The following is a 26,151-nucleotide window of genomic DNA, read 5'->3' as shown; positions in this document are numbered from 1 at the left end:
GGGTCAGCCGATCTTGGCGCAGGCGGTGCCCAGGTTCAGGTAACCGTTGTTCGGCCCGGTGCCGGTGAGCCGCCAGAACTTTGCGCAGATCTGGGTGCCCTTGGCGTATTTGCGGTTCACGTACCAGATCCCGGTTTCCTTCACCTCGGCGAACCCGCAGTACCGCCGGTCCCCGCCACCGTTGCTGTCCGCGAAGTGCTTGCCGTTGATCAGGATCTGGCTGTGCCCCGAGAAGCAGTTGTTGCCGAAGATCCCGACCTTGCTCTTGAACCAGTTCACCTGCAGGCCGGTGCCGCTGACGGTGAGACAGCTGGAGTTGGCCACCTCGGCCACGCACTTGGACGCGGAGGCCTGAGCCGGCTGCGGCACGATGACCAGCGCCGTCAGCCCGACCAGTGCCCCCGCGATGATTCCTCTGATCTTCGACATGGGCCGGGACGCTAGATCATCGGGATCATCCGGTGGGGGTCCACAGTCGCCACTGACACGGGGGAACGCCGAAATTGGTGGCCCATGTCACAGTCGTCTCGTGAAGAGGCCGATGGTGAAGCCGTCTACACGGGTCAGCATGGTCTGGTCGAACGCGCCGGTCAGGATGGCCCGCTGCGCGTTGGTCAGCTGGTCGGTGGAGGACGCCCGGGCGCCGTTGGCCACGTTGTCCGGGCTCAGGGTCCAGATCCGGTAGACCGTGCTGAAGCAGGGGGCGGGGTCCGGGCACTCGGTCGGCCACAGGGAGTCGTTCTGTTCCGCGGTCGCGGTGCGCAGGACGTCGTCGGGCCCGTCGTCGCCGAGGTAGTACTCGAAGCCGGTCTCGGTGAACACCCAGCCCTGACGCTGGGCGAAAAGGATGCTGTCACCCGGCAGGGCACCGTCGCGGATCACGGCGGCGGCCGCGCGGTAGTCGTACGGTGAGTGCCGTTTGCGGAATTCCTCTTGTTTGGGCAGCCCGATCAGGCCGAGGACCAGCACCACCGCGAGCGCCGCGGGCAGTCGCAGCGTCGCCAGGGAGCGGGCGGCCAGCACGCACAGCAGCGGGATCACGAAGAGCAGATAGCGGTTCACGAACATCGGTGACAGCAGGTGATCGGCGGCGTACAGGGCCGGGATCGGCGCCGCAGCGGTCAGCAGCAGCAGTGCGCCCTGGCGGTCCCGGGCGGCCAGCGCCGCGAGGACGCAGATCGCGCCGCCGAGGATGCCGGAGTTGAACACGTTGTCGATGATCTTCGAGAGGTCGTCGGGGGTGGCCGGGGCGAGCCAGTCGAGCTGGTGACCGCGCTGACCGAGGCCGCGCAGCGCGAACGGCAGCAGCGCGGCCAGCGCCAGCGCGACGCCGGGCCCCCACCAGGCGAGGAGCCGCCAGTTGCGCACCGCCACGATCGCCAGGTGACCGATCAGGAGCAGCAGCGCGATCTGATGGGACAGACCCAGCAGGGCAATGCTGATCGCGTACGCCGTCCAGAGCCCCCATCGCCCCTTTTCCACCGCCATCAGCAGCAGCAACGTGGCGAGCGTGGCGAAGAAGGCCGCCGGGGCGTACCCGCGGGCCTCCTGCGCGTACCGGGAGATCACCGGCAGGACCGCGAGCAGCAGACCGGCCAGCAACCCCGGCAAGGGTCCCCAGAGCCGGCGGGCGAGCAGCGCCGCGACCGCCGACGTCGCCGTCATGGCGAGCAGGGACGGCAGGCGCAGGGCGAGCAGCGAATCGCCGAACAGCAGCGTCGAGAAGTGCGCCAGCAGGTAATACGGCACGGTCACGCCGTCGATGTGGTGACCCAGCTCGAAGATCTCGGACACCGGCCGCCGGGCCACGCTCCAGGTGGCGAGCTCGTCGCGCCACGGATCGGGTCTCGCCGCCTGGAAGCTGACGACAGATCCGGTCACCGCCGCCGGGACGATCCAACTGAGATGACGGGTGGCCGGTTTCCACATGGGCCCTAGGGTTCCAGGTCAACCTTTGCGACGCTCATACAACCCGACCATGCCGAGCGGAAAGATCCAGATACCCGTCTGTACGTACTGCGCCTTGAGCTTCGCGCGGATGGTGATGCCCTGGTCAGCCAGCGCGTCGCTGTTGCGGCGGGCACCGACGTACCAGATCCGCTGGGTGTCGAAACAGCTGAGCGTGCGGCACTCCACGCCGTCCAGCCCACCGGCCGCCGCGGCGGATTTCCGCAGCAGCACGTCCTTCGGCTTGGGGCCGCCGCGCATCTCGTAGTCGAAGCCCGAGCGCAGCGACCAGGTGCCGATCCGCCCGTACACGATGCCGTCGCCGGGCAGTTGGCGCTGCTCGACGACCGCCGCCGCCAGCCGCAGGTCCATGCCACCGTGCGCGGCCGTGTCCCGGACCTGCTGGTGTGCCTCGAAACCGACCGCGACGACCAGGGCCAGGACCAGGACGGTGCGCACCACCAGGCCACGTAGCGCGACTGCGGCGAGCAGCGCCAGCGGCACGATGACGAACAGGACGTAGCGCGGCACCCACAGCGGCGACGTCACGAACGACACCGCGATCAGCAGGATCGGCGGGACCGCGGCCAGTGCGGCCAGCTCGCCCAGTACCCGGGGGCGCTCCGGCCAGCGCGCCGCGAACGCGAGGCCGACGATCAGCAGGCCGGCCATCGGCGCGCCGAAGATGACACCGGGGGCGATGAGGACCTGGTGCAGGTCCATCGGGCCGATCCATTCGAGCTGGGTGCCGCGCTGGGTCAGGCCCAGCCGGATCAGCGGCGAGACCAGCACCAGCGCCGCGACGACCATGACCGGCCAGCGGACCAGCAGGCGCCGGTCCCGCCCGTCGCGCAGGTACCGGGTGGCGACCGCGACGACGTGACCGCTGAGCACCAGCAGGCCGATCATGTGGCTGTAGCCGACCAGCGTCAGGGCCACCCCGTAGGCCGCCCACCGCCACCAGGTCGGCCGCTGCAACGCCACGTACAGCAGCAGGGTGGCGAGCACGGCGAAGAAGAAGGCGATCCCGTACGCGCGAGCGTCCTGCGCGTACCGCGAGAGCTGCGGGACCGACGTGACGATCAGCCCGCCGACCAGGCCCGCGCCCGGGCTGAACAGCCGCCGGCCGAGCTCGCCGACCAGCCCGGCGCCGAGCACCACCGCGATCAGCGACGGCAGCCGCATCGCCACCAGCGAGTCCCCGAACACGGCCGTCCAGTAGTGCATGAACAGGTAGTACGGCGAGATGACGCCGTCCATGTTCCCGGCGAAGTCGATGAGCTGCCCGGGGGAGCGGCGCGCCGCCGACCAGGTGGCGTGCTCGTCCCAGCCCAGCGCCGGCCGGGTCAGCCCGGTCGTGGCGACGGCCAGCATGACCAGCGCCGGCACCAGCCAGGGATGGATGAGGCTCCCGGCGCGCCGGGCCGTGGGCGGCTTGACGGGGGCTTCCGGTTCGGCCCGGGGCAGTGTCGTTGCGGTCACGGTGTCCGGTTCTATCGGCCGTGGGTGAATCGCGTGCGGTGACGACGCTGCGTGAAGGTGAACGTGCGGGGTGTCGGCGGACACATTCTCGGAATCTGGACCGTGCTGGCCCAGAATGCCTCCGCGTGAGAGGCTTACCGGCATGACCGCTGCAGTTGACCGCCGCTTCGTGGCTCGCCGCCACGTGGATTACGGCCGTGTCCGCAGCGCGATGTGTCCGGGTTCCTGACGCCACCTGACTTCTATGTCCGGGTGCGCGAGACGCCCGGCTTCCTCCTGACACTGTTGTCCTGAGACCGCCGCGAGCGTCAAGCCGCGCCCACGAGTCTCCGGAGGATCGCCGACATGGCGCCCAGCAACGCCCCCGCAACCCCGGCCGCCCGCCCCCGCAAGGCGCGTGGCGAGGGTCAGTGGGCGCTCGGACACCGCGAGCCGCTCAACCCCAACGAGCGGATCAAGAAGGATGACAACCCGCTCAACGTGCGGGCCCGCATCGAGAACATCTACGCCCACACCGGGTTCGCCGGCATCGACCCGCAGGACCTGCGCGGCCGGTTCCGCTGGTGGGGCCTCTACACCCAGCGCAAGGCGGGCATCGACGGCGGCCGCACCGCGGTCCTCGAGCCGCACGAGCTCGAAGACGAGTTCTTCATGCTCCGCGTGCGCATCGACGGCGGCGCGCTCACCGTCGCCCAGCTGCGCACCATCGCCGAGATCTCCACCGAGTTCGGCCGCGACACCGCCGACATCACCGACCGGCAGAACATCCAGCTGCACTGGATCCGGGTCGAGGACATGCCGGAGATCTGGCGCCGGCTCGAAGCGGTCGGCCTGGAGACCACCGAGGCCTGCGGTGACTGCCCCCGCATCGTGCTCGGCAGCCCGGTCGCCGGCGTCTCCACCGAGGAGGTCATCGACCCCACCCCGGCGATCGACACGATCCTCGAGCGCTACATCGGCGACCCGCGCTACTCCAACCTGCCCCGCAAGTTCAAGACGTCGATCTCCTGGCAGGCCGACACGCCGTACCAGGTTCAGGACATCGCGTTCCTCGGCGTCGAGCACCCCGAGTACGGCCCCGGCTTCGACCTCTGGGTCGGCGGCGGACTCTCCACCAACCCGCGCCTGGCCGAACGGCTCGGCGTGTGGGTGCCGCTCAACGAGATCGCGGACGTCTGGGAAGCCGTGGTCGGTGCCTACCGCGACTACGGCTACCGCCGGCTGCGCACCCGGGCCCGGCTCAAGTTCCTCATCGCCGACTGGGGCATCGCCAAGTTCCGCGAGGTGCTCGAGAAGGAATACCTCGGGCGCACCCTGCTCGACGGCCCCTCCGCCGACCTGCCCGAGAAGCCGATCGACCACATCGGGGTGCACAAGCAGCTCGATGGCCGCAACTACATCGGCGCCGCCCCGGTCGTCGGGCGCTCCTCCGGGACACAGCTCGGCAAGGTGGCCGACCTCGCGGCGGCGCACGGCTCGGATCGGGTGCGGCTCACGCCGTACCAGAAGCTCCTGGTCCTGGACATCGCCGACGACCAGGTCGAACCGATCGTCGAAGGCCTGCGCGGCATCGGGCTGGAAGCCCGTCCGTCGGCCTGGCGCCGCGGCACCATGGCCTGCACCGGCATCGAGTACTGCAAGCTCGCGATCGTCGAGACCAAGGCCCGCGGCGAGGAGCTGGTGGCCCGCCTCGAGGAGCGGCTGCGTGACTTCGACACCGACATCTCGATCCACATCAACGGCTGCCCCAACGCCTGCGCCCGCACCCAGGTCGCCGACATCGGTCTCAAGGGCATGCTGGTCATGAACGCCGCCGGCGAACAGGTCGAGGGCTTCCAGGTCCACCTCGGCGGCGGGCTCGGCATGGCCCAGGGTCAGACCGCCGGTTTCGGCCGCAAGCTGCGCGGCCTCAAGGCAACCGCCGAGGAGCTGCCCGCGTACGTGGAGCGGATCGCCCTGCGCTACCTCGACGGCCGTGCCTCCGGCGAGTCGTTCGCCGACTGGGTCGTCCGCGCCGACGAGGAGCTGCTCAAATGAGCGACGCCCGGAGCGCCCCGCTGTACTGCCCCTACTGCGGCGAAGAGGACCTCTACCCCAACGAGGCCTCGCACGGAGCGTGGGAGTGCCATGCGTGCGCCCGCGTGTTCACCGTCAAGTTCAACGGCTTGCTGTCCAAGGGAGTGAACCGATGACTGTGGTGGCTGGATTGAATCTCGGACTGGTGGACCTCACCGCGCCCGTCGCGGAAGGCCGCCGGTCCCGCGCCTCGCTCGAGGCAGCGGCGCTCGAAGGTGCCGAGCTGCTGAAGGACGCGCCGGCCGAGGAGATCGCCCGCTGGGCCGCCGCGACCTTCGGCGACCGGTTCTGCGTGACCAGCTCCATGGCCGACGCCGTCGTCGCCCACCTGTTCTCCCGAGCGGCTCCCGGCGTCGACGTGGTCTTTCTCGACACCGGCCTGCACTTCCCCGAGACGCTCAAGGTGCGCGACATCGTCGCCAAGACCATGGACGTCAACGTCCGCTCGATCCGCCCCCGGATGACGGTCGGCCAGCAGGACGGCGAGTACGGCCCCCGCCTGTTCGCCAACCGCCCCGACGAATGCTGCTTCATCCGCAAGGTCGAACCCCTCGAGCGCGCGCTCGCCGACTACGACTCCTGGGCCACCGGCCTGCGCCGCGACGAGTCCCCTACCAGGGCGAACACCCCGGTTGTGGCGTTCGACCAGAAAAAGGGCAAAGTCAAGGTCAACCCCATCGCGGCCTGGACCCAGAGCGACGTCGACTCCTACATCGCCCGCTGGAACGTCCCGGTCAACGAACTCTTCAAGAAGGGGTACGGTTCGATCGGTTGCTGGCCCTGCACCCGCCGCACCAAGGCCGGCGAGGACCCGCGCGCCGGCCGCTGGGCGATGTTCGAGAAGACCGAATGCGGCCTCCACGTCTAGGCGTCGTCCTCGTCGCGCACGGAAGCCGGGACCCCCGGGCCGCCCAGGCCACGGAGGCCCTGGCCCGTGCGGTCGGGGCGGCCCACCCAGCCTGGGACGTCCGCGCGTCCTACCTTGACCACAGCGTGCCCCGCCCCCGGCAGGTCCTCGCGACCCTGGACACCCAGGGCCACCACCGAGCGATCATGGTCCCGCTCCTGCTGACCGCGGCCTACCACGGCCGGGTCGACGTCCCGGCCGAGATCACCGCGGCGCGCGCGGACGGCGTACACCTCGACGTCACCCTGACCGACGTCCTGGGCCCGGTCGACGGCGTGGTCCCCCCACTGCTGATCGAGGGACTTCTGACCCGCCTCGGCCCCTTCGACGGCGACGCCCTGGTGCTGGCCGCAGCCGGAACACGCGACGCGGGAGCACGGGGGACCGTGGAGCAGACGGCGGCGGCCCTCAGCGCCCGCCTGGGCCTGCCGTGCCGGGTATCGTATGCGTCGGCTGCCCCACCCCTTTCGGGTGACGCTGTGGATGATCTCCGGGCGGCGGGCCACGACCGGGTAGGGCTGCTGTCCTACTTCCTCGCCCCCGGACTCCTGTGGGACGCGACGCTGGCGTCAGCCCGTACAGCCGGCATCCACGCGGCGGGCGAACCACTCACCGACACACCCGAGGTGGTCGCCTTGATCGCGGAACGAGTCCTGACAGCGGCGTCCCGGCGGGTCCCGCTCTACGCGGCCTGATCGGCACCCACCCGGTCGGCTGGGTCCAGCTGTTGATTCGACGTGCTCTCCCGCCCGGTAGGTGCCGTTTTGTGTCGCTGAAAGGCCTGCGGTCATCTGGTCGGCCGGGCTCGGCCGTCGTCTTGACGTGCGCCGCCGCCCTACGGAACGCTCTTTTCGCCGACCGGCTTCAGTTCCATAGCGGCTGATCTGGGATCCGTCAGTCGGTGCTGCGGTGCTGCGGTGCTGCGGTGCTGCGGTGCTGCGGTGCTGCGGTGCTGCGGTGCTGGCGGCCGCCGTCTTGATGCGAGGCTGGTCACCTCCGCCTGACACGTCGAGGCGGCGGTGGTCACCCCACGCCCGTCGCGGGACGATCTGACGGGCACCTGCAACCCGGTCAAGGGACCGGCCACACTCGACCTTGTGAAGGTGGTGCCGGCCGACTCGCTTTCGCGGCGGCAATGGTGGCCACGATCTGTCCTCGTCCCTTGGCGGTGGCCAATGCGACCGGATCAGTGGTCACCCCCGCCCCGAACCCGGCCGGTGAGCCGCCTTGTTCTCCGGCCGGACTTGGATGACTGCACCGCGGAAAGCGATGGGCTTGACCAGACCGTGCTGCCGGGTGGCAGTCGGCTCGACCGCAGCGCTGCCCGGGATAGTGGGTGGCCTGATCTGATCGCGCGGCCCGGTAGCGGTCGGTCTGGCCGGACGCTTACTGGGATGGCTGGGGGCTTGACCTGATCGTGCTGCCGGGTGGCAGTCGGCTCGACCGCAGCGCTGCCCGGGATAGTGGGTGGCCTGATCTGATCGCGTGGCCCGGTAGCGGTCGGTCTGGCCGGAGTGCGCTGCGGGGCGGGGCGTTGCAGGGCTGCGGCCGGTTCATCTGATCGCGCTGCCGGTCGGCGGATGGGCCCTGTCATTCCCCTGTTGGCGAGGGCTGTCTGGCGGCGGCGGGATTTGCTGGCCTGTATTCCGGATGCGGCGTGCGGGCCTGAAGTCTGTTGTGCTGAATCTTGCCAGGGCCCGGAGGTTACGGGTTGGCCACAAGATCTAGTTCAGTGTCCACTGCGGAGAGTGGGGGCCTGAAGACTATTGGTGTCAACGATCGCGATGATTTCGAGATCATTTCGCGAAGCTCGGTGACCTCATTCATGCGCTGCGTGATCATTGCGTGCGGTAATCGGGCGTTAACCGGAGATCGACGCCGGACAGCACGACGCCCCGGCGCCGACTACGGCCCGGGGCGTGAATGCTGGGGAGGGAATCTAATTCAGGCAGTAGGAGCCGTGATCCGGAGACCACCACGACGCTTGACCGCGCGCCGCTCGTCTTCACTCATACCGCCCCACACGCCGGCGTCCTGACCGGACTCGAGTGCCCACTGAAGGCAGGACTCGGTCACTGGGCACCGGCGGCACACGGCCTTGGCCTGCTCGACCTGCAGGAGTGCGGGGCCAGACGTCCCGATCGGGAAGAACAGCTCCGGGTCCTCGTCGCGGCAGATCGCATCGTGGCGCCAGTCCATGGCGGCAACACTCCTTGTTTCGGATGGGGTAAGAAGAATGGTGCTGACTTACTGGTTACTGCTTAACTACTTACTTTTATCTGCATCCGCACTGGTGACCGACGGACAGCATCTGATCACCGGTGCGTGAGCAAGCTTTGTTGTTGGAAGCCGATCAGCGCCTTCTGGATAAGAAACGCAGGCGAGCGGCATCCGGTTACTTCATATCGCTTGTGAATGCTTTCACGAACTCCCGCGATGTCAAGGGTAGCGCTCGGAATTTCTCCCGGCGGGTGAGCTAGCTCACGACCCCTTTGTCCGGTTTCGGGAGGCTTCCCGAGGACCGGCGGATGAACGCTCCCATCAATGTAGTACGGTACCGGCCGCTCTGCCGAGCTTTTGCCCACGATTTTGTAACGGATCGTGAGGTTGCTTCGAACGGCGTACCCCGTCGTCAGCAGATCACACGTAGCGCTTCGGGAACGGACAGAAAGTGCACTTTCTGGCGTTCACCCAGGTAGTCGCCGTCGAGCTGGAAGGACTGGGGCCGGCTGGCGACCACGGTGAACTCCGCCTGGTCGTGCAGGCGGAGCACGTTCTTGCCGTGTGGATCGGCGTTGCGGGAGGTCATCTGAGTTACTGTGCGTGTTGTGGTAGCCACACCCAGGCTCCGGAGCGCCAGGACGTCCAGGCCGCGGTCGAAGGAGGCCTGGGGGTTCGGGTTGATCGCGCGGTCGCCGACATAGGTCCATGGCGCGGTGTTCTGAATGATGACCGTGCCCAAAGCCATCTCGGATTCCTCGCCCGGACGCTCGATCGAGAGCGGTGGAGTTTTGCGATCCTCGCCGGAGAGAACCTGCCCGAGGATCGAGCGCAGATAGAGGCCCGGAGTGGAAGTGCGCCCGCGTAACCGGGCCTGTTCGACCCGACGCGTCACGGCGGCGTCCAGCCCCATCCCGGCGGTGAACGTGAAATAGCGGTCGTCGGCCCGGCCGAGCCCGATGACCCGGTGCCGGCCGGAACGCAGGCCGTCCAGGATCACGCCGGTGCCCTCGGCCCAGTCGCGGGGCAACCCGAGCGCGCGGGCGAAGACATTGGTCGAGCCGCCGGGGACCACGGCGAGCGCCGGCAGCCGGAACGCGGGGGAGACCCCCTGCGCGGACAGGCCGGGCTCGGTGGTCATCAGCCCGTTGACGACCTCGTTGACCGTGCCGTCGCCGCCCAGTGCGACCACGACCTCAACCCCGGCCTCGGCGGCCTCGCGGGCCAGCGACGCGGCGTGGCCGCGCTTGCGGGTGTACTCCACGGTGAGGTCGATCTCGCTGCGCAGCGCCCGGACCAGTACGTCCCGGCTTCGCTCGGTGGTCGTGGTGGCCTTGGGGTTCACCACCAGTAACGCTCGCATGGGCGGCACTGTACCTCGCGGAGCCGTCTCCGGCGGGTAGGTATCGTACAGCGGTGACCCCTGCGGATGTAGCTTCCCCGGCCACTTTGGTGTGGGCCGTACGACTGCTGTTTGCGCAGGCCGCGGCGTTGACCGCGCTGACCGCGTACCTCCTGTTCCTGGATCTGACCGAGGCCGGCGCCCTCGGTGTTGCGATCTCTCTCACCGTGATGGCCGCCATCGGTGCCGGGGTGATCTTCCTGGTCGCCCGCGCCCTGGCGCGGCGATCGGGTCGCGCCCGCGGGCCGGCCGTCTTCATCCAGTTGCTGGTCATCGCGACCGGTGGCTTCCTGCTGAACGTCGGGCCGACCTGGATCGGTGTCCTGTTGATGGCGATCGGTGCGGGTGTGGGCCTCTTGTGCGTGTTGCCGGGCACCAACAAGGCCCTCGGTCTGGGCTGATCAGCACTGCCCCGCGAGACGTCAGGGCCTACCCTGAGGGACGGATCACAAGGGGGTGAGGGCTGTGCCTGGATCGACGGTGCGCCCACCGGCATACCAGCTCTTGGCCGACGAGCTACGCGAGGAGATCACCTCGGGCCGGTTGCAACCCGGTGAACGCCTGCCGCCCGAACCCGAGCTGTGCGTGCGCTCCGGGGTGAGCCGCAGCACCGTACGCGAAGCCCTGCGCCTTCTTGCCAGTCAGCACCTGATCGTCACGACCCGGGGCGTCACCGGAGGCAGTTTCGTCGCGCATCCGGACACGGAGCAGCTCTCCGAGGCGCTCTCCACCGGCCTGACGATGCTGAGCAACGCGGCCGAGGTCGGTTTCGCCGATCTGCTGGAGCTGCGGCGCGCCCTGGAGGTGCCGGCCGCCGGGCTGGCCGCCGAGCGGCGCACCGATGCCCACCTGACCGAGATCCGGGGCGCGCTGTTCGACCCCGACCTCGACGAGCTGACCACGATGATGACCGCGCACGCGGCATTTCACTCGGCGATCGCCTCGGCCACCGGCAACCCGCTGTTCGAGCTGGTCACCCGGCCGCTTTACCACGTCACGTACGGGGAGGAAGTGGTCGGAGCGCTGCCGGAGGGTTACTGGGCGCGGGTCGACGCCGACCACCGTGAGCTGCTGAATTACGTCCTTAACCAGGACCCGGCGGCCGCGATGACAACCAGCCGCCGGCACCTCGAATACATCGCCGCGGCGAACAGCGCCTAGATCTCGGTGCGGCGGGTGAGCAGGCGGATCGTCGCGTGCCGGCCGGTTGCCTCCGCGTCCGCGGACGTGGTCAGCGCGGTCAGCACCTTCCACGCGAACGACGACTCCGAGGGGAGCTTGGCCCCGCGCACGGTCGACACGGTGACCTCGACGGTCAGCGCGTCCTCGGTGACCGCGAAGCGGCACTCCAGCTCGGCGTCGCGGGTCGCGATCGCGAGCAGCATCGCGCACGCCTCGTCGACCGCGATCCGAAGATCCTCGATCTCGTCCAGCGCGAAGTGCAGGCGTGCCGCGAGACCGGCCGTAGCCGTCCGCAGAACCCCGAGATATCCGCCGTCGGCGGGCACCGTGAGCAGCACGACGTCATCGCCGAACGCCGGCTCAGAATGTGTTGTGTCCAGCTGAGTCACGGAACCCCATCCTCCCGATGGACGAGACTCTAGCGCCTGTCGGCCGAGGCCCGCTCGGCGAGTCGGCCGAGTGCGGAACCGGTCAGCCGGTAGGGCCACCAATTCCGGCTGGGGGCGGCGCCGAGTCGCGCGTAGAAATCGGCCGCCGGATTCCAATCGAGCATCATCCAGTCGATGCGGCGATAACCGCGCTCGACGCAGATCCGGGCCAGCTCGGCCACCAGGGCCTCGCCGGCGCCCGAACCCCGGTGCTGCGGACGTACGTAGAGATCTTCGAGGTAGATCCCGTGCACGCCTTCCCAGGTCGAGAAATTCAGGAACCACAACGCCACGCCGTAAGGGGCGTCGTCCTCGCCGACCGCGACGTGCGCGAAGAGCGCGGACTGCGCGCCGAACAGGGCCGTGTCGAGCTGCTCCTCGGTGAGGAGGCAGGACTCGGGCTCCCGCTCGAACGTGGCGAGCTCATGGACCATGGCCACGACGGCCGGCACGTCGTCACGACGTGCCGGCCGGATGGTCAGCGGGCTCACGCCTGCTTGGTCTCCCAGAAGATCTTGGAGATCTCCTCGATCTTGCCGAGCAGCTGGTCGCCCACGGCCGGGTCCAGAGAACCCTTGACGCCCGAGGCGCCGGCCAGCTTGGTGGCCTCGTTGAACAGCTGGTTGAGCTGCGGGTACTTCTCGAAGTGCGGAGCCTTGAAGTAATCCGTCCAGAGCACCCACAGGTGGTGCTTGACCAGCTCGGCGCGCTGCTCCTTGATCAGGATGGCGCGCGTGCGGAACTCGGGGTCGGTGTTCGCCTGGTACTTCTCGGCGATGGCCTTCACCGACTCCGCCTCGATGCGAGCCTGTGCCGGGTCGTAGACCCCACACGGCAGGTCGCAGTGCGCGCTGACAACAGTGCGCGGCGTGAAGAAACGCGAGAGTCGCATCAGGACCCCTCCATGAGTTAGCGATGATCCGACCTTGACACTACCCCTTACATCTGAGCCCACACTCGAGCCGGGATTGATGCCATGAGGTTGCAACTACCACTGTTCGCCGTCCTGGTGCACGGCCCTTCGATGGCGCCCACGCTCCGTACCGGAGATGCCCTGGTCGTCAGGCGGACGCAACGCGTCCGGGAGGGTGACATCGTGGTCGCCCGCTTCCGCTCCCGGCCGGACCTGCTGGTCGTGAAACGCGCGGTCCGGGCCCAGGACAAAGGCTGGTGGGTACGGGGTGACAACGACTTCGTCGAGGACGACTCCCGCAAGTACGGGGTGGCCGATGTCATCGGAGTTGTGGTGTTTCGTTACTGGCCCCGGCCCTTCCGGCTGGGTTAGGGTCCGATGGAACGGGTGACCCCCGCATCGCATGGCCGTCCCGCGCAGACTCGCGTCCCTGGAGCCGGCTGGCAGACCACTTTCCGATGCGCGTGTCTGGAGTCCTCGTGTCCTTCTTCAGCTTTGAGCTCGATCCCGCCCTCGCCGCCGACCCGGTCTTCGAACGCCACCAGCGCGGCAAGATGGCGATCATCCCGACCGTGCCGTTGACCAGCCGCGACGACCTGTCCCTGGCGTACACCCCGGGGGTCGCCCGGGTCTGCACCGCGATCGCCGAACAGGAATCGCTCTACCCCGACTACACCTGGGCCGGGAACACCGTCGCGGTCGTCACCGACGGCACCGCCGTGCTGGGCTTGGGCAACATCGGCCCCAAGGCCGCGATGCCGGTCATGGAGGGCAAGGCGGTGCTGTTCAAGCAGTTCGGCGGCGTCGACGCGGTGCCGATCTGTCTCGGCACCCAGGACATCGAGGCCATCATCGCCACGGTCCGGGCGATCGGCCCGTCCTTCGGCGGGATCAACCTCGAGGACATCAGCGCACCCCGCTGCTTCGAGATCGAGCGCCGCCTCGACGAGGCCCTCGACATCCCGGTCTTCCACGACGACCAGCACGGTACGGCCATCGTGGTGCTCGCCGCGCTGCGTAACGCGGTCGCCCTGCTCGGACGCCGGTTCGCGGACCTGCGGGTGGTCATCAGCGGGGCCGGTGCGGCGGGGGTGGCCATCACCGAGACGCTGATCGCGGCCGGGGTGCACGGCGCCAACACGATCGTCTGCGACTCGCAGGGCATCATCCACGCCGACCGGCCCGGGCTCAGCCCCGTGAAGGTCGCGCTGGCGGCGCAGACGAACTACTCAGCGCGTACCGGAGGGATCCAGGAGGCTCTGATCGGCGCCGATGTCCTCATCGGGGTGTCCGGCGGCACGATCCCGGAGTCCGCGCTGGCCGGCATGGCCCCGGACTCGATCATCTTCGCGCTGGCCAACCCCAACCCGGAGGTCCTGCCGGAGATCGCCCACAAGTACGCGGCGATCGTCGCGACCGGCCGCAGCGACTTCCCCAACCAGATCAACAACGTCCTCGCGTTCCCCGGCATCTTCCGGGGCGCTCTCGACTCCCGGGCGACGACGATCACCGCCCGGATGAAGGTCGCGGCGGCCGAGGCGATCGCCGAGATCGTGTCCGACGAGCTCCGCGCGGACCTGATCGTCCCCTCGGCGCTGGACCCCAGGGTCGCACCGGCGGTGGCTGCGGCGGTGTCCCGGGCCGCCGAACGCGACGGGGTGGCCCGCTTCCTCGCCCCGGTCGCGATTCCCGCGGTGGTCCACAGCGTTTGAGTGCTTGGGTGGCGCGTGCCAGGGGCGATGACTAGCGTCCTTGGCATGCGCGCCGCCTACGCAAGTGCCACGAAGCCGGACGAACCCCTGGCCGCCCTCACCGTCGGCGATCAGCCCGAGCCCGTGCCCGCCGAGGGCTGGGTGACGGTGGACGTACGCGCCAGCTCGCTCAACCACCATGAGCTCTGGTCCCTGCGCGGCGTCGGCCTGCCCGCCGACCGCCTGCCCATGATCCTCGGCTGCGACGCCTCGGGTGTGGACCCCGAGGGCAATGAGGTCGTCATCCACCCGGTGATCGAGGACCCGCAGGATCCCCGGGGCTTCTCCCTGCTGTCCGAGCGCTGGCCCGGCACCCTCGCCGAGCGTGTCGCGGTGCCGGCCGCCAACCTGGTCGCCAAACCCGTGGGCATGTCCTTCCTGGACGCCGCCTGCCTTCCCACCGCCTGGCTCACCGCCTGGCACATGCTCACCGCCCGGGGCCGGGTCGAGGACGCCACCGCGGTCCTGGTCCAGGGTGCCGGCGGCGGCGTGGCCACCGCGGCGGTCGTCCTGGCCGCGGCCCTGGGCAAACGCGTCTACGCCACCAGCCGGGACCCGGCCAAACGCGACCGGATCGCCGCCCTCGGCGCCACCGCTCTCGAACCCGGGGCCCGCCTGCCCGAACGCGTCGGCGTCGTCATCGAGTCGGTCGGTGCCCCCACGTTCGAGCACTCTCTCAAATGCGCGGCCCCGGGCGCCCGCATCGTCGTCTGCGGCGCCACCGGAGGCCCGTTCCCCAAGATCGACCTCCGCCGGGTCTTCATGATGCAGCTCGAGATCCTCGGCAGCACCATGGGCACCGCGGCCGAGCTCACCGCGCTCCTGGACTTCTGCGTCACCCGGAACATCCGGCCGGCGATCGACTCCACGTACGGCTTCAGCGCGGTCGCGGACGCGTTCGCCCGCCTCAACTCCGGCGAGGCGTTCGGCAAAGTCACGATCGACCACCTCCACTGACACGCACCCGGGTGGGTGAACCCGGCTCTCTCAAGGGGAGGACGTGAGCGAAGCCCCTGGTAGGGACGCGCGATGGGTCTGTCGCCCGGGTGCGGGGCTTCGCTATGGTCTTCCGCATGTCTGACAACAGCATCGATCCGAGCGGCAACACCGAGGCTTTCCGCGCCTTCACGCAGAAAGCCCCCGAGGAGCCGGTCGCAGCCCCTTCGAAGACCCCGCTGATCATCGGCGTCGTCGCTGTCGCGGTCGTCCTGATCGCGGTCATCGCCTGGCTCGCCCTCGGCTGACCAGCCCCACCTTCTCTGCCGGCGACCGGCCCCGACCCACTGACGTGTCGAGGCCGGTCGTCTTGCCGTTCCGTGCCGCCAGCGCGGCCGCCTCGCCGCGCGAGCTCACATCCAGCTTCTCCAGGATGTTGCGCACGTGGAACTTCACCGTGTGCTCGCTGAGCTGCAGATCCTCTGCGATCCTCCGGTTCCGCAGCCCCTGCGCGATCCCCGACAACACCTCGACCTCCCGCGGGTTGAGCCGCTCCAGCGGGCGCGCCTCCGCCGGAGCGTCCACCCCGAGAGGCAGCGTCGCGGTCACCGTGGTGCCCCACCCCGCCACGGCGTCGACCTCCCACGAACCGCCGAGCGCCGTGACGCCCGGCGCCGGATCCGGGGCGGACACGTCGGGACAGTCGTCCCGGACCGTGATGTGCACTCGTGGTCCGTCCAGGCGCCAGGACGCGCGGACCCGTGAGGTCGCCGGGCGGTTCACGGCGGTGAGCACGAGCCCGCGGGTCACGGTGCGCGCGGTGTGCGCGATGTCCTGCGGGATCAGCCCGTCGTCCTCGGGGCCGACCAGGGTGATGTCAACCTCGGTGTGGCGTACGAGATGGGCCAGCTGGTCCGCCAGTCGGGCGAACGACGCCCCGGCGGGCTCCGCGGACAGGACCTGGTCGCGGTCGGCGACGGCCCGGAGCCCGATCAGCGCTTCACCGGCCAGATCGATCACCGTACGCCGGGCGACCGCGTCGCTCAGCCGCCCGGACCGCAGCACCGCCAGCATGGACGTCAGCGTCGTCGAGTAGGTCTGCCCCAGGTCAGTGATCGTCCGGGACCGCGCGGCGGCCGCGGCGAGGTTCCCGGCCAGCAACTCCGGCCCCTGATCGACGGCCCGCCTGCCCTGGTCCGCACTGAGGATCCGCCACAACCGGGCGGCCACATCGAGCGCCGCAGCCGACGGCTCGTCCTCCACCGGCACCACCACCAGCAATGACCTGCCGCCGGCCCCTCGTCCCGCCGTGCCTGCGCCCATCGCTGGGCCTGCGTTTTCGGCTGGGCCTGAGGTGAGCAGCACCAGCCGGCGTTCGGTGCCGCCGAGGACGCCGTCGATCAGGCGGGCCGTCCCGGGCCGGCCGAGTTCGGCCAACCGTCGCAGCTCGTTGCTCGTCACCCGCCGCACGATCGCCGGATCACCGTCGGCCGCGAGCGGGCTGCGGGCGCAGTCGCCGGTCTGGATCACCGTGGCGCGGTGCGGGATCAGCTCCGCCAGCTCCGCGGAGAACAGCGGATAAAGCTCCGGCCGGGGCACCGTCAGCAGCCGTTCGATGACGTCCAGAGCATCCATGCCTTCCAGGTTAGGCCTCCTCGGAGCGCCACCGACCTGCTCTTCCGGCTAGCGGACACCACTCGTTCGACCAGTCCGCCGCTGCCCATCGCCGCGTTGACTTGCGAAGCCAGAACGCCGAACCGAGCAAGGAGCGACAAGAGCCATGCAAGCGATCACCTTCACCACGTACGGCGGCCCGGAGGTCCTGAAGTTGTCCGAGGTCGAGATCCCGCAGCCGGGACCGGGCCAGGTCCGGGTGGCGGTCCGTGCCGCCGGGGTCAATCCGATCGACTGGAAGATCCGCACGGGTTCGATTCGGGATGTCTTCCCGGTCACGATGCCGCACACGCCCGGTCTCGAACTGGCCGGTGTCATCGACGCGGCCGGCCCCGGCGCGGAGCTGGCCGTGGGCGACGAGGTTTTCGGCTGGGCGGACACCGGCGCCTACGCCGAGTACGCGCTGGCGACCAACCTTGCGCGCAAGCCCGCCGCGCTGACCTGGGCCGACGCCGCGTCTTTGCCGATCGCCGGTGCCGCGGCCATCCGCGACCTCGAGCTGTTGCGGGTCCGCGCCGGCGAGACGCTGCTGATCCACGGCGCGAGCGGGACCACCGGCCGGTTCGCGGCCCAGGCCGCGGTCGCCAAGGGGGTGACGGTGATCGGTACGGCCGGGGCCCGCCATCACGACGACCTGCGGTCTCTGGGTGTCGTCCCGGTCCTGTACGGCGAGGGCTGGCCGGACCGGGTCCGCGCCGTCGCCCCGGGGGCGGTCGACGCGGTCTACGACACCGCGGGACACGGCATGCTGCCGGCCTCGATCGAGCTCCGGGGCACGACGGACCGGATCATCACCATCGCCGACGTCGCGGCTTTCGAACTGGGGATCCCCTACTCCACCGGGGGCGAGCAGACCGGGGCCGCCCTGGCCGAGGTGGCCCGATGGGTGACCGATCGGGGCGTCCGCATCGCCCACCGCGAGGGTTACCCGCTCGCCGAGGCGGCCGCCGCCCACATCGAGAGCGAGGGCGGCCACCCCGGCGGAAAGTTGACGCTGGTGCTCAGCTGACGCTCGTGGCCAGCTTCTCCTCGACCTGACGGGCGATCTCGGCCTCCTCGTCGGTGGGGACCACGCAGACCGTCACCGGGGCGCCGTCGGGGGAGATGACGCGGTCGCCGTTGGCGTTGCGGACCGGGTCGACCTGGATGCCCAGCGCGGCGAGGCCGTCCAGGGCCGCCGCCCGGACCTTGGGCGCGTTCTCCCCGACGCCCGCGGTGAACGTGATGGCGTCCGCGCCGCCGAGGATGGCCAGGTAACTGCCGACGTATTCCTTGATGCGGCGGCAGTAGACGTCGAAGGCCAGCGTGGCCGCCGGGTCGCCGTCGTCGCGGCGGGCCGTGGTCGTGCGCATGTCGTTGTCGCCGGTCAGGCCCTGCAGCCCGGCGGAGCGGATCAGGGAGCTCTCGATCTCGTCGAGGGGCAGCCCCGCCACCTTGTGCAGATGGAAGATCACCGTGGGGTCGATGTCGCCGCTGCGGGTGCCCATGACCAGGCCCGACTGGGGTGACATGCCCATCGAGGTCGCCACGCTGCGGCCGCCCTGGACGGCGCAGGCGCTGGCGCCGTTGCCGAGGTGCAGGGTGATGACCTTGGTGTCGTCGACCGGGCGGCCGAGCAGGGCCGCGGTCTCACGGGCCACATAGGCGTGCGACGTGCCGTGGAAGCCGTAGCGCCGGATCTGCCACCGGGACGCCAGCTCGGCGTCGATGGCATACGTGACGCCTTCCGGTGGGATCGTCTGGTGGAAGGCGGTGTCGAAGACCGCGACCTGCGGGACGTCGGGCAGCAGCTTGCGGGCGACCGCGATGCCGCTCAGCGCCGCTGGGTTGTGCAGCGGGGCCAGGGGCACGAGGTCGTCGACGGCCCGCACCACGTCATCGTCGACGACCGTGGCGGAGCCGAAGACGCTGCCGCCGTGCACGACGCGGTGGCCCACGGCGCCGAGCCCGTCGAGGTCGACCGTCTCCATCACCCGCTGCAGGGCCTCGGTGTGGTCGGCCGCGTCGCCGCCGCCCTCACCGATGCGTTCGATGAGGCCCTTGGCGACGGTGGTGCCGTCGTCGAAGAGCCGGTATTTGACCGAGGACGAGCCGGAGTTGAGTACCAGGATCTTCATGCGCGTGCCTGTGCCTGGATCGCGGTGATAGCCACTGTGTTGACGATGTCCTTCACTGTCGCGCCGCGGGACAGGTCGTTGACCGGGCGACGCAGACCCTGCATCACCGGTCCGACCGCCACCGCGTTGGCCGAGCGTTGCACTGCCTTGTAGGTGTTGTTGCCGGTGTTCAGGTCCGGGAAGACGAACACGGTCGCCTTGCCCGCGACCGCGCTCTCCGGGAGCTTGGTGGCCGCCACCGCAGGGTCGATGGCCGCGTCGTACTGGATGGGGCCCTCCACCGGCAGGTCGGGGCGGCGCTCGCGGATGAGCGCCGTGGCCGCCGCGACCTTCTCGACGTCGGCACCGCTGCCGGAGCTGCCCGTCGAGTAGGACAGCATGGCGACCCGGGGCTCGATGCCGAACGCCGCCGCCGTCTGTGCGGATGACAGCGCGATGTCCGCGAGCTGGCCGGCGTCGGGGTCGGGGTTGACCGCGCAGTCGCCGTAGACCAGGACCCGGTCGGCCAGGAGCATGAAGAAGACGCTCGACGCGACCGACACCTCGGGGACCGTCTTGATGATCTCGAAAGCGGGGCGGATCGTCGCCGCGGTGGTGTGGGTGGCACCGGAGACCATGCCGTCGGCCCGCCCGGCGGCGACCATCATCGTGCCGAAGTAGTTGACGTCGCGGACCACGTCGTAGGCCAGATCGAGGGTGACGGCCTTGTGCTTGCGAATCTCGGCGTAGCGCTCGGCGAACTCGTCGCGCCACGGGCTGGTGGCGGGGTCGACCAGTTGGGCGCCGCCGATCTCCAGGCCCAGCTCACGGGCGCGCCGGGTGATCTCGGCCGGGTCCCCGAGCAGGGTGAGGTCGGCCACGCCCCGGCGCAGCAGGGTCTCGGTGGCGCGCAGGATGCGCTCCTCGGTGCCCTCGGGCAGCACCAGGTGCCGGCGGTCGGCCCGGGCCCGGTCGATCAGGTTGTTCTCGAACATCAGCGGTGTCACGCGGGAGGACCGGGTGACGTCGAGCAGCCGGGTCAGCTCGGTGAGATCCACATGCTCCTCGAACGCGCCGAGTGCCGCCTCGACTTTGCGGGGTGTCGCCAGGCTGAGCTTGGCCTCGATCCGGCCGGCCCCGTTGATCGTGTCGTAGCTGTCGGTCTTCACCACCAGCATCGCGAGACCGGTGTTGAGCCGCTCAATCACGCGCACGGCCCGGTGGTCGGGGAACTCGCCGATGGTCAGCACCAGCCCGGCGAGGGTGACGTTGCCGGCGGCGTGCGCGGCGCTCGCGGCGACCAGCAGGTCGGCCCGGTCGCCCGGGGTGATCAGCAGGGCCCCGTCGGTCAGGTGATCGAGGAGCGCCGGCACGTGTGCGGCACCCACCACGTAGTCGAGGACATCCCGGTCGAGTGCGGCGTCGTTGCCGGTCACGACGGTGGCGTCGAGCGCTGCGGCCACCTCGGCGACGGTCGGCGCGGAGATCGTGGGGATGTCGGGGATCACCCAGACCGGCACCGGGAGGCCGTCCGGGGCGGCACACCCCGGGTCGACCCGGTTGGCGACGACGGCCAGCACCGTCGCGTCGAGATCGATCAGCGAGTGGTAGGCCGAGCGCACCGCACCGCTGATGTCGCCGCGCCGGCCCTGACCGCTGACGACGGGCAGCACCACGCTGCCGAACTCGTTGGCGAGCCGGGCGTTGAACGCCAGCTCCCGGGGCATCTCGTCACCACCGCTGGCCTGCCCGTCGGCGAAGTCGCTGCCGATCACCACGACCGAGGCGCACTGCCGCTCGACCTCGCGGTATCGCTCGACGATGCGGGAGATCAACTCCTCCCGCTTGCCGTCGGCGACGAGCTCGGCGGCCTCCGCGGTGGTCACGCCGTAGGACGAGTCGTAGCCGGCGATTGTCGGATAGCGCTCGGTCAACAGGGTGAGCAGCGGATCCTTGCCGGCCGCGGGCACCAGGGGACGGAAGACGCCGATCCGGGCGACCTGACGGGAGAGAAGCTCGACCAGCCCGAGAGCGACGGTTCCCTTACCGACGCCGGGGCCCAACCCTGCTACATACACGCTGCTTGCCACGTGCCCAACCTACCGGCCGGGCCATGATCACGCCCGGGCCCTTCGCCCTGCTGTGGATAACTCGGGTGTACCGCTCGCGCTGCCTGTGGATAACTCAGCGGAGCGCACGCAGGTATGCATCAGGATGGTCCAGGAAGCGGCGCCAGTGAGCGACGATCTCCAGCTCGTCCCAGGTGGCGCGGCGGATGCCGTGCGGGCCGAGCTCCAGGATCGTGGCGCCGGGCAGCGCGGTCAGCAGAGGGGAGTGGGTGGCGATGACGACTTGGGCGCCCTTGTCGCGCAGCGCTTCGAGCCGCACGAGCAGGCCGAGGGTGGAGGTGAAGGAGAGTGGGGCTTCGGGCTCGTCCATCAGATAGAAGCCGTATCCGCGGAACTTGCGGTCGAGCAGCTCCAGGAAGCCCTCGCCGTGACTGCGGTCGTGCAGGTCGGTGTCGATCGCCCGGGGCAGGTTCTCGAGGTACGTGTACAGCCCGTGCATGGTCTCGGCCCGCAGGAAGTAGGAGTTGACCTGGCGCCCGGGGGTGCGTACCACCTTGAGCAGGTCGCCGAGCGGTGACTCGGTGACCCGGCTGCTGTGGCGGGCGTCGCGTGACCCACCCTCCGGGTTGAGGCCGTGCGCCGCGGCGAGCGCCTCGACCAGGGTGGACTTGCCCGACCCGTTCTCGCCCACGAGAAAGGTGACGCCGGCGGGCAGGTTGAGGCCGTGCTCCAGGATCGCCGCCATCGCCGGGATCTTCGCCCACCACGCGGCGGGGTCGACCTCGGTGCCGGCCGCCCGCTCCACCCGCCGGATCGGCCGCCCATCGCCGATCACCCGGCCGCTGCCAGGAGAGCGGCCGCCGCAGGGAGAACGGCCGCAGGGAGAACGGCCGCAGGGAGAACGGCCGCCGCGGGGAGGGCGGTCGCTGCGGGGAAGGCGGCCGCTGCGGGGAGGGCGGGCGGGTTACTCGTCATCGTCCTCGTCGGCGCGGGCCAGCCAGGTGGCGAAGCGTTCGATCGGGGTCTCGAACTCGGGGTTGCCGTCGACGAAGGTGCGCAGCTGCTCGGCCACCCACTCGAGCGTGACGGTTTCCTCGCCACGCCTCTGGACGAGCTCTTCGATGCCGCGGTCGGTGAAGTACATGGCCTGATCCTAGAAAAACAGCGCCCCGCCGGTGACGACGGGGCGCTGTGTGGGGCTGGTTCGGGTCAGGGGCTGGTTCTTCGGGTCAGGGGCGGGGGAGGGCCGCCTCGATCAGGGCGGCCTGTTCGGCCTCGTGCATCTTGGCCGAGCCGACCGCCGGGGCCGCCGCCGCGGGGCGGGAGATGCGGCGCAGGCGGACGCCCTCGAGGTGTTCGAGGAGGTTGAGAGCGACGAAGGACCAGGCTCCCTGGTTGGCCGGCTCCTCCTGGACCCAGGCGAAGTCCTCGGCGTTCGGGTACTGGCTGAGGATGGCCTTGAGCTCCTCGACGGGCAGCGGGTAGATCTGCTCCGTGCGGATGATCGCCGTGTCCGTGCTGCCCCGTTCGGCGCGGGCCTGGAACAGGTCGTAGTAGACCTTGCCCGAGCAGAACAGGACCCGCTTGACCGCGGTGGCGTCCAGCGGGGTGCCGTTGATGCCGGCGTCGGCCAGCACCGGCTGGAACGTGCCGGTGGTGAAGTCGGCGACCGGGGACACCGCGAGCTTGTGGCGCAGCAGCGACTTCGGGGAGAAGACCACCAGCGGCTTCTTCTTGCTGGACAGGGCCTGGCGGCGCAGCAGGTGGAAGTAGTTGGCCGGGGTGGTCGGGTTGGCCACTCGCATGTTGTCCTGGGCGCAGAGCTGCAGGAAACGCTCCGGACGGCCGGACGAGTGGTCCGGGCCCTGGCCCTCCATGCCGTGCGGGAGCAGCAGCACCAGCGAGGTGCGCTGGCCCCACTTGGCCTCGCCGGAGGAGAGGAACTCGTCGACGATCGACTGGGCGCCGTTGACGAAGTCGCCGAACTGGGCCTCCCAGAGGACCAGCGCCTCCGGGTTCTCCACCGAGTAGCCGTACTCGAAGCCCATGGCCGCGTACTCGCTGAGCAGCGAGTCGTGGGCGAAGAAGCGGGCGTTGCCGGTGGCCAGCGTGGACACCGGCAGGAAGTCGTCGCCGGTCTTGGCGTCGACGATGGCCGCGTGCCGGGAGACGAACGTGCCGCGCCGGGAGTCCTGACCGGCGAGGCGGACCGTCACGCCCTCGTTGAGCAGCGAGCCGAACGCGACCAGCTCGCCGAAGCCCCAGTCGATGCCGCCCTCGGTGGCCATCTTGGCGCGCTTCTCCAGCAGCTGCTGGACCCGCTTGTGCGGGGTGAAGCCGGCCGGGACGTCGAGGTGGGCCTGCCCGACCGCCTGGACGACGGACGCCTCGATCGCGGTGTCGACCTGCGGCTCCGGCTCCTCGGCCAGCGGGTTGCGCACCCGGGGCGGGGATCCGGCGGCGTCGCGGGTCGCCTTGAACACCTGCTCGAGCTGCGACTGGTAGTCGCGCAGCTGTTCCTGGGCGTCGTCGACGGTGATGTCGCCGCGGCCGATGAGCTCCTCGGTGTAGAGCTTGCGGACCGAGCGCTTGGTGTCGATGATCTCGTACATCCGCGGGTTGGTCATCGACGGGTCGTCGCCCTCGTTGTGACCGCGGCGGCGGTAGCAGACCAGGTCGATGACGACGTCCTTGTTGAACGCCTGGCGGTACTCGAATGCCAGCTTGGCCACCCGGACGACCGCCTCGGGGTCGTCGCCGTTCACGTGGAAGATCGGCGCCTGGATCATGCGGGCCACGTCGGTGGAGTAGAGCGACGAGCGGCTGTACTCCGGGGCGGTGGTGAAGCCGACCTGGTTGTTGACGACGACGTGCACCGTGCCGCCGGTGCGGTAACCGCGCAGCTGCGACAGGTTGAGCGTCTCGGCGACCACGCCCTGCCCGGCGAACGCGGCGTCGCCGTGGATCATCAGCGGCAGCACCGTGTAACCGTGCAGGCCCAGGTCGAGGCGGTCCTGCTTCGCGCGGACGATGCCTTCCAGGACCGGGTCGACGGCCTCGAGGTGCGACGGGTTGGCGACCACGCTGACCGTGGCCGAGTGCTCCCCGTCGGGCGTGGAGTACTTCCCGGTCTGGCCGAGGTGGTACTTCACGTCGCCCGAGCCGTGCGCCGAGCGGGGGTCCATCTGACCCTCGAACTCGTTGAAGATCTTTTCGTACGGCTTGCCGACGATGTTCGCGAGCACGTTGAGCCGGCCGCGGTGGGCCATGCCGATGACCATCTCGTCGAGCCCGGCCTCGGCCGAGGACTCCAGCACCGCGTCGAGCAGCGGGATCAGGGACTCGCCGCCCTCGAGCGAGAAGCGCTTCTGCCCGACGTACTTGGTCTGCAGGAAGGTCTCGAACGCCTCGGCCGCGTTGAGCCGGTTGAGGATGTGCTTCTGCTCCTCGGAACCCGGCTTCTCGTACTTGATCTCGATCCGGTCCTGGATCCAGCGCCGCTCCTCGGGGCCCTGGATGTGCATGTACTCGATGCCGACCCGGCGGCAGTAGGTGTCGCGGAGCACGCCGAGGACGTCGCGCAGCTTCATCTTCTGCTTGCCGCCGAAACCGCCGACCGGGAACGTGCGGTCGAGGTCCCAGAGCGTCAGCCCGTGCTGGAGGACGTCCAGGTCGGGGTGGCGCCGGATCTCGAACTCCAGCGGGTCGGTGTCGGCCATGAGGTGGCCGCGGACCCGGTAGGCGTGGATCAGCTCGACGACCCGGGCGGCCTTGTCGATCTGGCCCTCGGAGGTCCGGGCGACGTCACGGACCCAGCGCACCGGCTCGTACGGGATCCGGAGCGCGGTGAAGATGTCGTCGTAGAACGAGTGCTCGCCGAGCAGGAACTCGTGCATCGCCTTGAGGAACTCGCCGGACTGTGCACCTTGGATGACCCGGTGGTCGTAGGTGCTGGTCAGCGTGGTGACCTTGCTGACGCCGTGGTCGGTGAGCATCTCGTCGGACATGCCGGCGTAGGGCGCGGGGTATTCCATCGCGCCGACGCCGATGATGGCGCTCTGGCCGGTGAGCAGCCGCGGGATGGAGTGCACGGTGCCGATGCCGCCGGGGTTGGTCAGCGAGATCGTGGTGCCGGTGTAGTCCTCCATGGTCAGCTCGTTGCGGCGGGCGCGCCGGACCACGTCCTCGTACGCCTGCCAGAACTGCCGGAAGTCCATCTTTTCGCAGTTCTTGATGGACGGCACGACGAGCGAGCGCGAGCCGTCCTTCTTCTTCATGTCGATCGCGATGCCGAGGTTGATGTGCTCGGGCTGCACCAGGGCGGGCTTGCCGTCGACCTGGGCGAACGAGTTGTTCATCTCGGGGTTGGCGACCACCGACCGGATCAGCGCCCAGCCGATGAGGTGGGTGAAGCTGACCTTGCCACCGCGCCCGCGGGAGAGGTGGTTGTTGATCACGATGCGGTTGTCGACCATCAGCTTCGCCGGGACGGCGCGCACCGAGGTGGCGGTCGGCACGGTCAGCGAGGCGTCCATGTTCTGCACGATGCGGGCGGCGACGCCCCGCAGCGTGGTGACCTTGGCGCCGGCCTCCGGGGTGGCGGGGGCGGGCTTCGCCGGGGTGGGCTTGGGCGCCGCCGCCGCCGCGGCCGGCTTGGGAGCGGCGGGGGCCGGCACCGTCGGCTTCACCGGCGCCACTGTCGTGGCCGCGGGCGCGTCGGTGCCGGCCTTTTCAGCGGTCTTTTTCGCGTTGGCGGCCGTGGCCTCGTCGGGCGTCACGATCGAGCCCTCGGCCATGGCCGGCTTGTAGTCGGCGAAGAAATCGTGCCACGCCGGATCGACACTGTTGGGGTCGGCCAGGTAGCGCTGGTACATCTCGTCGACGATCCACTCGTTCGGACCGAAGTCCGCGAGGGGATTTTCATGCGAAGTCTGCTGGGTCGACACTTCCGTGTTCGCCTCTTTCACCATCTTGTCAGCACGCGACGTTCGTCACACCGGGACGAAGGGATTCGGCGTCAAGGCTACGCCGTGAGTCCGGCGTAGCCATGCCGACGTCCGGTCTGTGC

The 26,151-nt window shown here is 69.8% G+C and carries 24 protein-coding genes; 10 read left to right on the top strand and 14 right to left on the bottom strand.

All coding sequences use genetic code 11. The features are described from left to right. Positions 1 to 3: 3 nt before the first annotated feature. The 3 genes from ACIA6A_RS05770 to ACIA6A_RS05760 form a co-directional block, all read right to left on the bottom strand. Positions 4 to 429 carry a hypothetical protein gene (locus ACIA6A_RS05770; RefSeq protein ID WP_396096209.1) on the bottom strand — a complete coding sequence of 142 codons (426 nt, stop codon included), beginning with the start codon at positions 427 to 429 and terminating at the stop codon, positions 4 to 6. Between the two features lie 87 nt (positions 430 to 516). After that, on the bottom strand, positions 517 to 1,881 hold the full coding sequence (locus tag ACIA6A_RS05765) for a glycosyltransferase family 39 protein (protein WP_396096208.1): 1,365 nt from the start codon (positions 1,879 to 1,881) through the stop codon (positions 517 to 519). A 66-nt stretch (positions 1,882 to 1,947) separates the two neighbouring features. Further along, positions 1,948 to 3,429 (bottom strand): glycosyltransferase family 39 protein, encoded by a 1,482-nt coding sequence (locus ACIA6A_RS05760; RefSeq protein WP_396096207.1) that lies wholly within the window; start codon positions 3,427 to 3,429, stop codon positions 1,948 to 1,950. Between the two features lie 345 nt (positions 3,430 to 3,774). On the opposite strand from ACIA6A_RS05760, the gene ACIA6A_RS05755 reads away from it, so the two are divergent. The 3 genes from ACIA6A_RS05755 to ACIA6A_RS05745 all read left to right on the top strand — a co-directional run bounded on the left by ACIA6A_RS05755 (position 3,775) and on the right by ACIA6A_RS05745 (position 7,107). Continuing rightward, positions 3,775 to 5,466, top strand: a complete 1,692-nt coding sequence (locus ACIA6A_RS05755; protein ID WP_396096206.1) for a nitrite/sulfite reductase — start codon at positions 3,775 to 3,777, stop codon at positions 5,464 to 5,466. Positions 5,467 to 5,617: 151 nt separating this feature from the next. Further along, positions 5,618 to 6,373: a phosphoadenylyl-sulfate reductase gene (locus tag ACIA6A_RS05750; RefSeq protein WP_396096205.1), complete on the top strand. Its 756-nt coding sequence runs from the start codon at positions 5,618 to 5,620 to the stop codon at positions 6,371 to 6,373. Next, positions 6,355 to 7,107, top strand: a complete 753-nt coding sequence (locus ACIA6A_RS05745) for a sirohydrochlorin chelatase (protein ID WP_396096204.1) — start codon at positions 6,355 to 6,357, stop codon at positions 7,105 to 7,107. Before ACIA6A_RS05750 ends, ACIA6A_RS05745 begins: the two co-directional genes overlap by 19 nt. 1,249 nt (positions 7,108 to 8,356) lie before the next feature. On the opposite strand, the gene ACIA6A_RS05740 is transcribed toward ACIA6A_RS05745, so the two are convergent. Together ACIA6A_RS05740 and ACIA6A_RS05735 are read right to left on the bottom strand one after the other, a co-directional pair. Then, complete coding sequence (locus ACIA6A_RS05740; RefSeq protein WP_015625277.1) at positions 8,357 to 8,611, bottom strand: WhiB family transcriptional regulator; 255 nt, start codon at positions 8,609 to 8,611, stop codon at positions 8,357 to 8,359. 433 nt (positions 8,612 to 9,044) lie between these two features. Next, complete coding sequence (locus ACIA6A_RS05735; protein ID WP_396096203.1) at positions 9,045 to 9,995, bottom strand: diacylglycerol/lipid kinase family protein; 951 nt, start codon at positions 9,993 to 9,995, stop codon at positions 9,045 to 9,047. Positions 9,996 to 10,048: 53 nt separating this feature from the next. Here ACIA6A_RS05735 and ACIA6A_RS05730 point away from each other — a divergent pair, with 53 nt between their 5' ends. Together ACIA6A_RS05730 and ACIA6A_RS05725 are read left to right on the top strand one after the other, a co-directional pair. After that, on the top strand, positions 10,049 to 10,435 hold the full coding sequence (locus ACIA6A_RS05730) for a hypothetical protein (RefSeq protein ID WP_396096202.1): 387 nt from the start codon (positions 10,049 to 10,051) through the stop codon (positions 10,433 to 10,435). A gap of 64 nt (positions 10,436 to 10,499) precedes the next feature. After that, entirely contained in the window at positions 10,500 to 11,195 is a 696-nt protein-coding gene (locus ACIA6A_RS05725) for a FadR/GntR family transcriptional regulator (protein WP_396096201.1), read from the top strand. Here the strand turns inward: ACIA6A_RS05725 and ACIA6A_RS05720 are convergent. Genes ACIA6A_RS05720 through sodN form a run of 3 tightly spaced genes read right to left on the bottom strand, consistent with a single transcriptional unit; the run spans position 11,192 to position 12,536 of the window. Further along, positions 11,192 to 11,605, bottom strand: a complete 414-nt coding sequence (locus tag ACIA6A_RS05720) for an ATP-binding protein (RefSeq protein ID WP_396096200.1) — start codon at positions 11,603 to 11,605, stop codon at positions 11,192 to 11,194. The genes ACIA6A_RS05725 and ACIA6A_RS05720 overlap by 4 nt on opposite strands. A gap of 29 nt (positions 11,606 to 11,634) precedes the next feature. Then, positions 11,635 to 12,135 carry a GNAT family N-acetyltransferase gene (locus ACIA6A_RS05715; RefSeq protein ID WP_396096199.1) on the bottom strand — a complete coding sequence of 167 codons (501 nt, stop codon included), beginning with the start codon at positions 12,133 to 12,135 and terminating at the stop codon, positions 11,635 to 11,637. Next, positions 12,132 to 12,536 (bottom strand): superoxide dismutase, Ni, encoded by a 405-nt coding sequence (gene sodN, locus ACIA6A_RS05710; protein ID WP_396096198.1) that lies wholly within the window; start codon positions 12,534 to 12,536, stop codon positions 12,132 to 12,134. Before sodN ends, ACIA6A_RS05715 begins: the two co-directional genes overlap by 4 nt. Positions 12,537 to 12,620: 84 nt before the next feature. Here sodN and ACIA6A_RS05705 point away from each other — a divergent pair, with 84 nt between their 5' ends. The 4 genes from ACIA6A_RS05705 to ACIA6A_RS05690 all read left to right on the top strand — a co-directional run bounded on the left by ACIA6A_RS05705 (position 12,621) and on the right by ACIA6A_RS05690 (position 15,552). After that, entirely contained in the window at positions 12,621 to 12,929 is a 309-nt protein-coding gene (locus tag ACIA6A_RS05705) for a S26 family signal peptidase (protein WP_396096197.1), read from the top strand. A gap of 86 nt (positions 12,930 to 13,015) precedes the next feature. Next, entirely contained in the window at positions 13,016 to 14,269 is a 1,254-nt protein-coding gene (locus ACIA6A_RS05700; RefSeq protein WP_396096196.1) for an NADP-dependent malic enzyme, read from the top strand. A gap of 45 nt (positions 14,270 to 14,314) precedes the next feature. Beyond that, positions 14,315 to 15,265 (top strand): zinc-binding dehydrogenase, encoded by a 951-nt coding sequence (locus ACIA6A_RS05695; protein ID WP_396096195.1) that lies wholly within the window; start codon positions 14,315 to 14,317, stop codon positions 15,263 to 15,265. Positions 15,266 to 15,381: 116 nt separating this feature from the next. Continuing rightward, positions 15,382 to 15,552 (top strand): hypothetical protein, encoded by a 171-nt coding sequence (locus ACIA6A_RS05690; protein ID WP_396096194.1) that lies wholly within the window; start codon positions 15,382 to 15,384, stop codon positions 15,550 to 15,552. On the opposite strand, the gene ACIA6A_RS05685 is transcribed toward ACIA6A_RS05690, so the two are convergent. Then, the gene (locus tag ACIA6A_RS05685; RefSeq protein ID WP_396096193.1) at positions 15,527 to 16,879 is read right to left on the bottom strand and encodes a LuxR C-terminal-related transcriptional regulator; all 1,353 of its coding nucleotides are present in this window, start codon (positions 16,877 to 16,879) and stop codon (positions 15,527 to 15,529) included. The genes ACIA6A_RS05690 and ACIA6A_RS05685 overlap by 26 nt on opposite strands. 145 nt (positions 16,880 to 17,024) lie before the next feature. Here ACIA6A_RS05685 and ACIA6A_RS05680 point away from each other — a divergent pair, with 145 nt between their 5' ends. Then, positions 17,025 to 17,927 carry an NADP-dependent oxidoreductase gene (locus tag ACIA6A_RS05680; RefSeq protein ID WP_396096192.1) on the top strand — a complete coding sequence of 301 codons (903 nt, stop codon included), beginning with the start codon at positions 17,025 to 17,027 and terminating at the stop codon, positions 17,925 to 17,927. On the opposite strand, the gene ACIA6A_RS05675 is transcribed toward ACIA6A_RS05680, so the two are convergent. From ACIA6A_RS05675 to ACIA6A_RS05655, 5 genes are all read right to left on the bottom strand, one after another. Then, positions 17,920 to 19,035, bottom strand: coding sequence for an acetate/propionate family kinase (locus ACIA6A_RS05675; protein WP_396096191.1), 1,116 nt, complete (start codon positions 19,033 to 19,035; stop codon positions 17,920 to 17,922). The genes ACIA6A_RS05680 and ACIA6A_RS05675 overlap by 8 nt on opposite strands. Beyond that, positions 19,032 to 21,104 (bottom strand): phosphate acetyltransferase, encoded by a 2,073-nt coding sequence (gene pta, locus ACIA6A_RS05670; protein WP_396096190.1) that lies wholly within the window; start codon positions 21,102 to 21,104, stop codon positions 19,032 to 19,034. Before pta ends, ACIA6A_RS05675 begins: the two co-directional genes overlap by 4 nt. A 94-nt stretch (positions 21,105 to 21,198) precedes the next feature. Beyond that, positions 21,199 to 21,918 carry an AAA family ATPase gene (locus ACIA6A_RS05665; protein ID WP_396096189.1) on the bottom strand — a complete coding sequence of 240 codons (720 nt, stop codon included), beginning with the start codon at positions 21,916 to 21,918 and terminating at the stop codon, positions 21,199 to 21,201. Between the two features lie 129 nt (positions 21,919 to 22,047). Then, positions 22,048 to 22,227 (bottom strand): DUF6104 family protein, encoded by a 180-nt coding sequence (locus ACIA6A_RS05660; protein ID WP_396096188.1) that lies wholly within the window; start codon positions 22,225 to 22,227, stop codon positions 22,048 to 22,050. Between the two features lie 85 nt (positions 22,228 to 22,312). Beyond that, complete coding sequence (locus ACIA6A_RS05655; protein ID WP_396096466.1) at positions 22,313 to 26,029, bottom strand: multifunctional oxoglutarate decarboxylase/oxoglutarate dehydrogenase thiamine pyrophosphate-binding subunit/dihydrolipoyllysine-residue succinyltransferase subunit; 3,717 nt, start codon at positions 26,027 to 26,029, stop codon at positions 22,313 to 22,315. Between the last annotated feature and the right edge of the window lie 122 nt (positions 26,030 to 26,151).

It is taken from the genome of Actinoplanes sp. NPDC051494 (genome assembly GCF_044454705.1).
Lineage (GTDB): Bacteria > Actinomycetota > Actinomycetes > Mycobacteriales > Micromonosporaceae > Actinoplanes.
Note: the sequence above shows the minus strand (reverse complement) of the source record. Positions and strands in the feature narration are given on the sequence as shown.

Coding starts and splice junctions, on each gene's coding strand:
- ACIA6A_RS05770 (WP_396096209.1), bottom strand. CDS start 429: ATGTCGAAGATCAGAGGAATCATCGCGGGGGCACTGGTCGGGCTGACG.
- ACIA6A_RS05755 (WP_396096206.1), top strand. CDS start 3,775: ATGGCGCCCAGCAACGCCCCCGCAACCCCGGCCGCCCGCCCCCGCAAG.
- ACIA6A_RS05750 (WP_396096205.1), top strand. CDS start 5,618: ATGACTGTGGTGGCTGGATTGAATCTCGGACTGGTGGACCTCACCGCG.
- ACIA6A_RS05745 (WP_396096204.1), top strand. CDS start 6,355: ATGCGGCCTCCACGTCTAGGCGTCGTCCTCGTCGCGCACGGAAGCCGG.
- ACIA6A_RS05740 (WP_015625277.1), bottom strand. CDS start 8,611: ATGGACTGGCGCCACGATGCGATCTGCCGCGACGAGGACCCGGAGCTG.
- ACIA6A_RS05735 (WP_396096203.1), bottom strand. CDS start 9,995: ATGCGAGCGTTACTGGTGGTGAACCCCAAGGCCACCACGACCACCGAG.
- sodN (WP_396096198.1), bottom strand. CDS start 12,536: ATGCGACTCTCGCGTTTCTTCACGCCGCGCACTGTTGTCAGCGCGCAC.
- ACIA6A_RS05705 (WP_396096197.1), top strand. CDS start 12,621: ATGAGGTTGCAACTACCACTGTTCGCCGTCCTGGTGCACGGCCCTTCG.
- ACIA6A_RS05700 (WP_396096196.1), top strand. CDS start 13,016: ATGCGCGTGTCTGGAGTCCTCGTGTCCTTCTTCAGCTTTGAGCTCGAT.
- ACIA6A_RS05695 (WP_396096195.1), top strand. CDS start 14,315: ATGCGCGCCGCCTACGCAAGTGCCACGAAGCCGGACGAACCCCTGGCC.
- ACIA6A_RS05690 (WP_396096194.1), top strand. CDS start 15,382: ATGTCTGACAACAGCATCGATCCGAGCGGCAACACCGAGGCTTTCCGC.
- ACIA6A_RS05685 (WP_396096193.1), bottom strand. CDS start 16,879: ATGGATGCTCTGGACGTCATCGAACGGCTGCTGACGGTGCCCCGGCCG.
- ACIA6A_RS05680 (WP_396096192.1), top strand. CDS start 17,025: ATGCAAGCGATCACCTTCACCACGTACGGCGGCCCGGAGGTCCTGAAG.
- ACIA6A_RS05675 (WP_396096191.1), bottom strand. CDS start 19,035: ATGAAGATCCTGGTACTCAACTCCGGCTCGTCCTCGGTCAAATACCGG.
- ACIA6A_RS05660 (WP_396096188.1), bottom strand. CDS start 22,227: ATGTACTTCACCGACCGCGGCATCGAAGAGCTCGTCCAGAGGCGTGGC.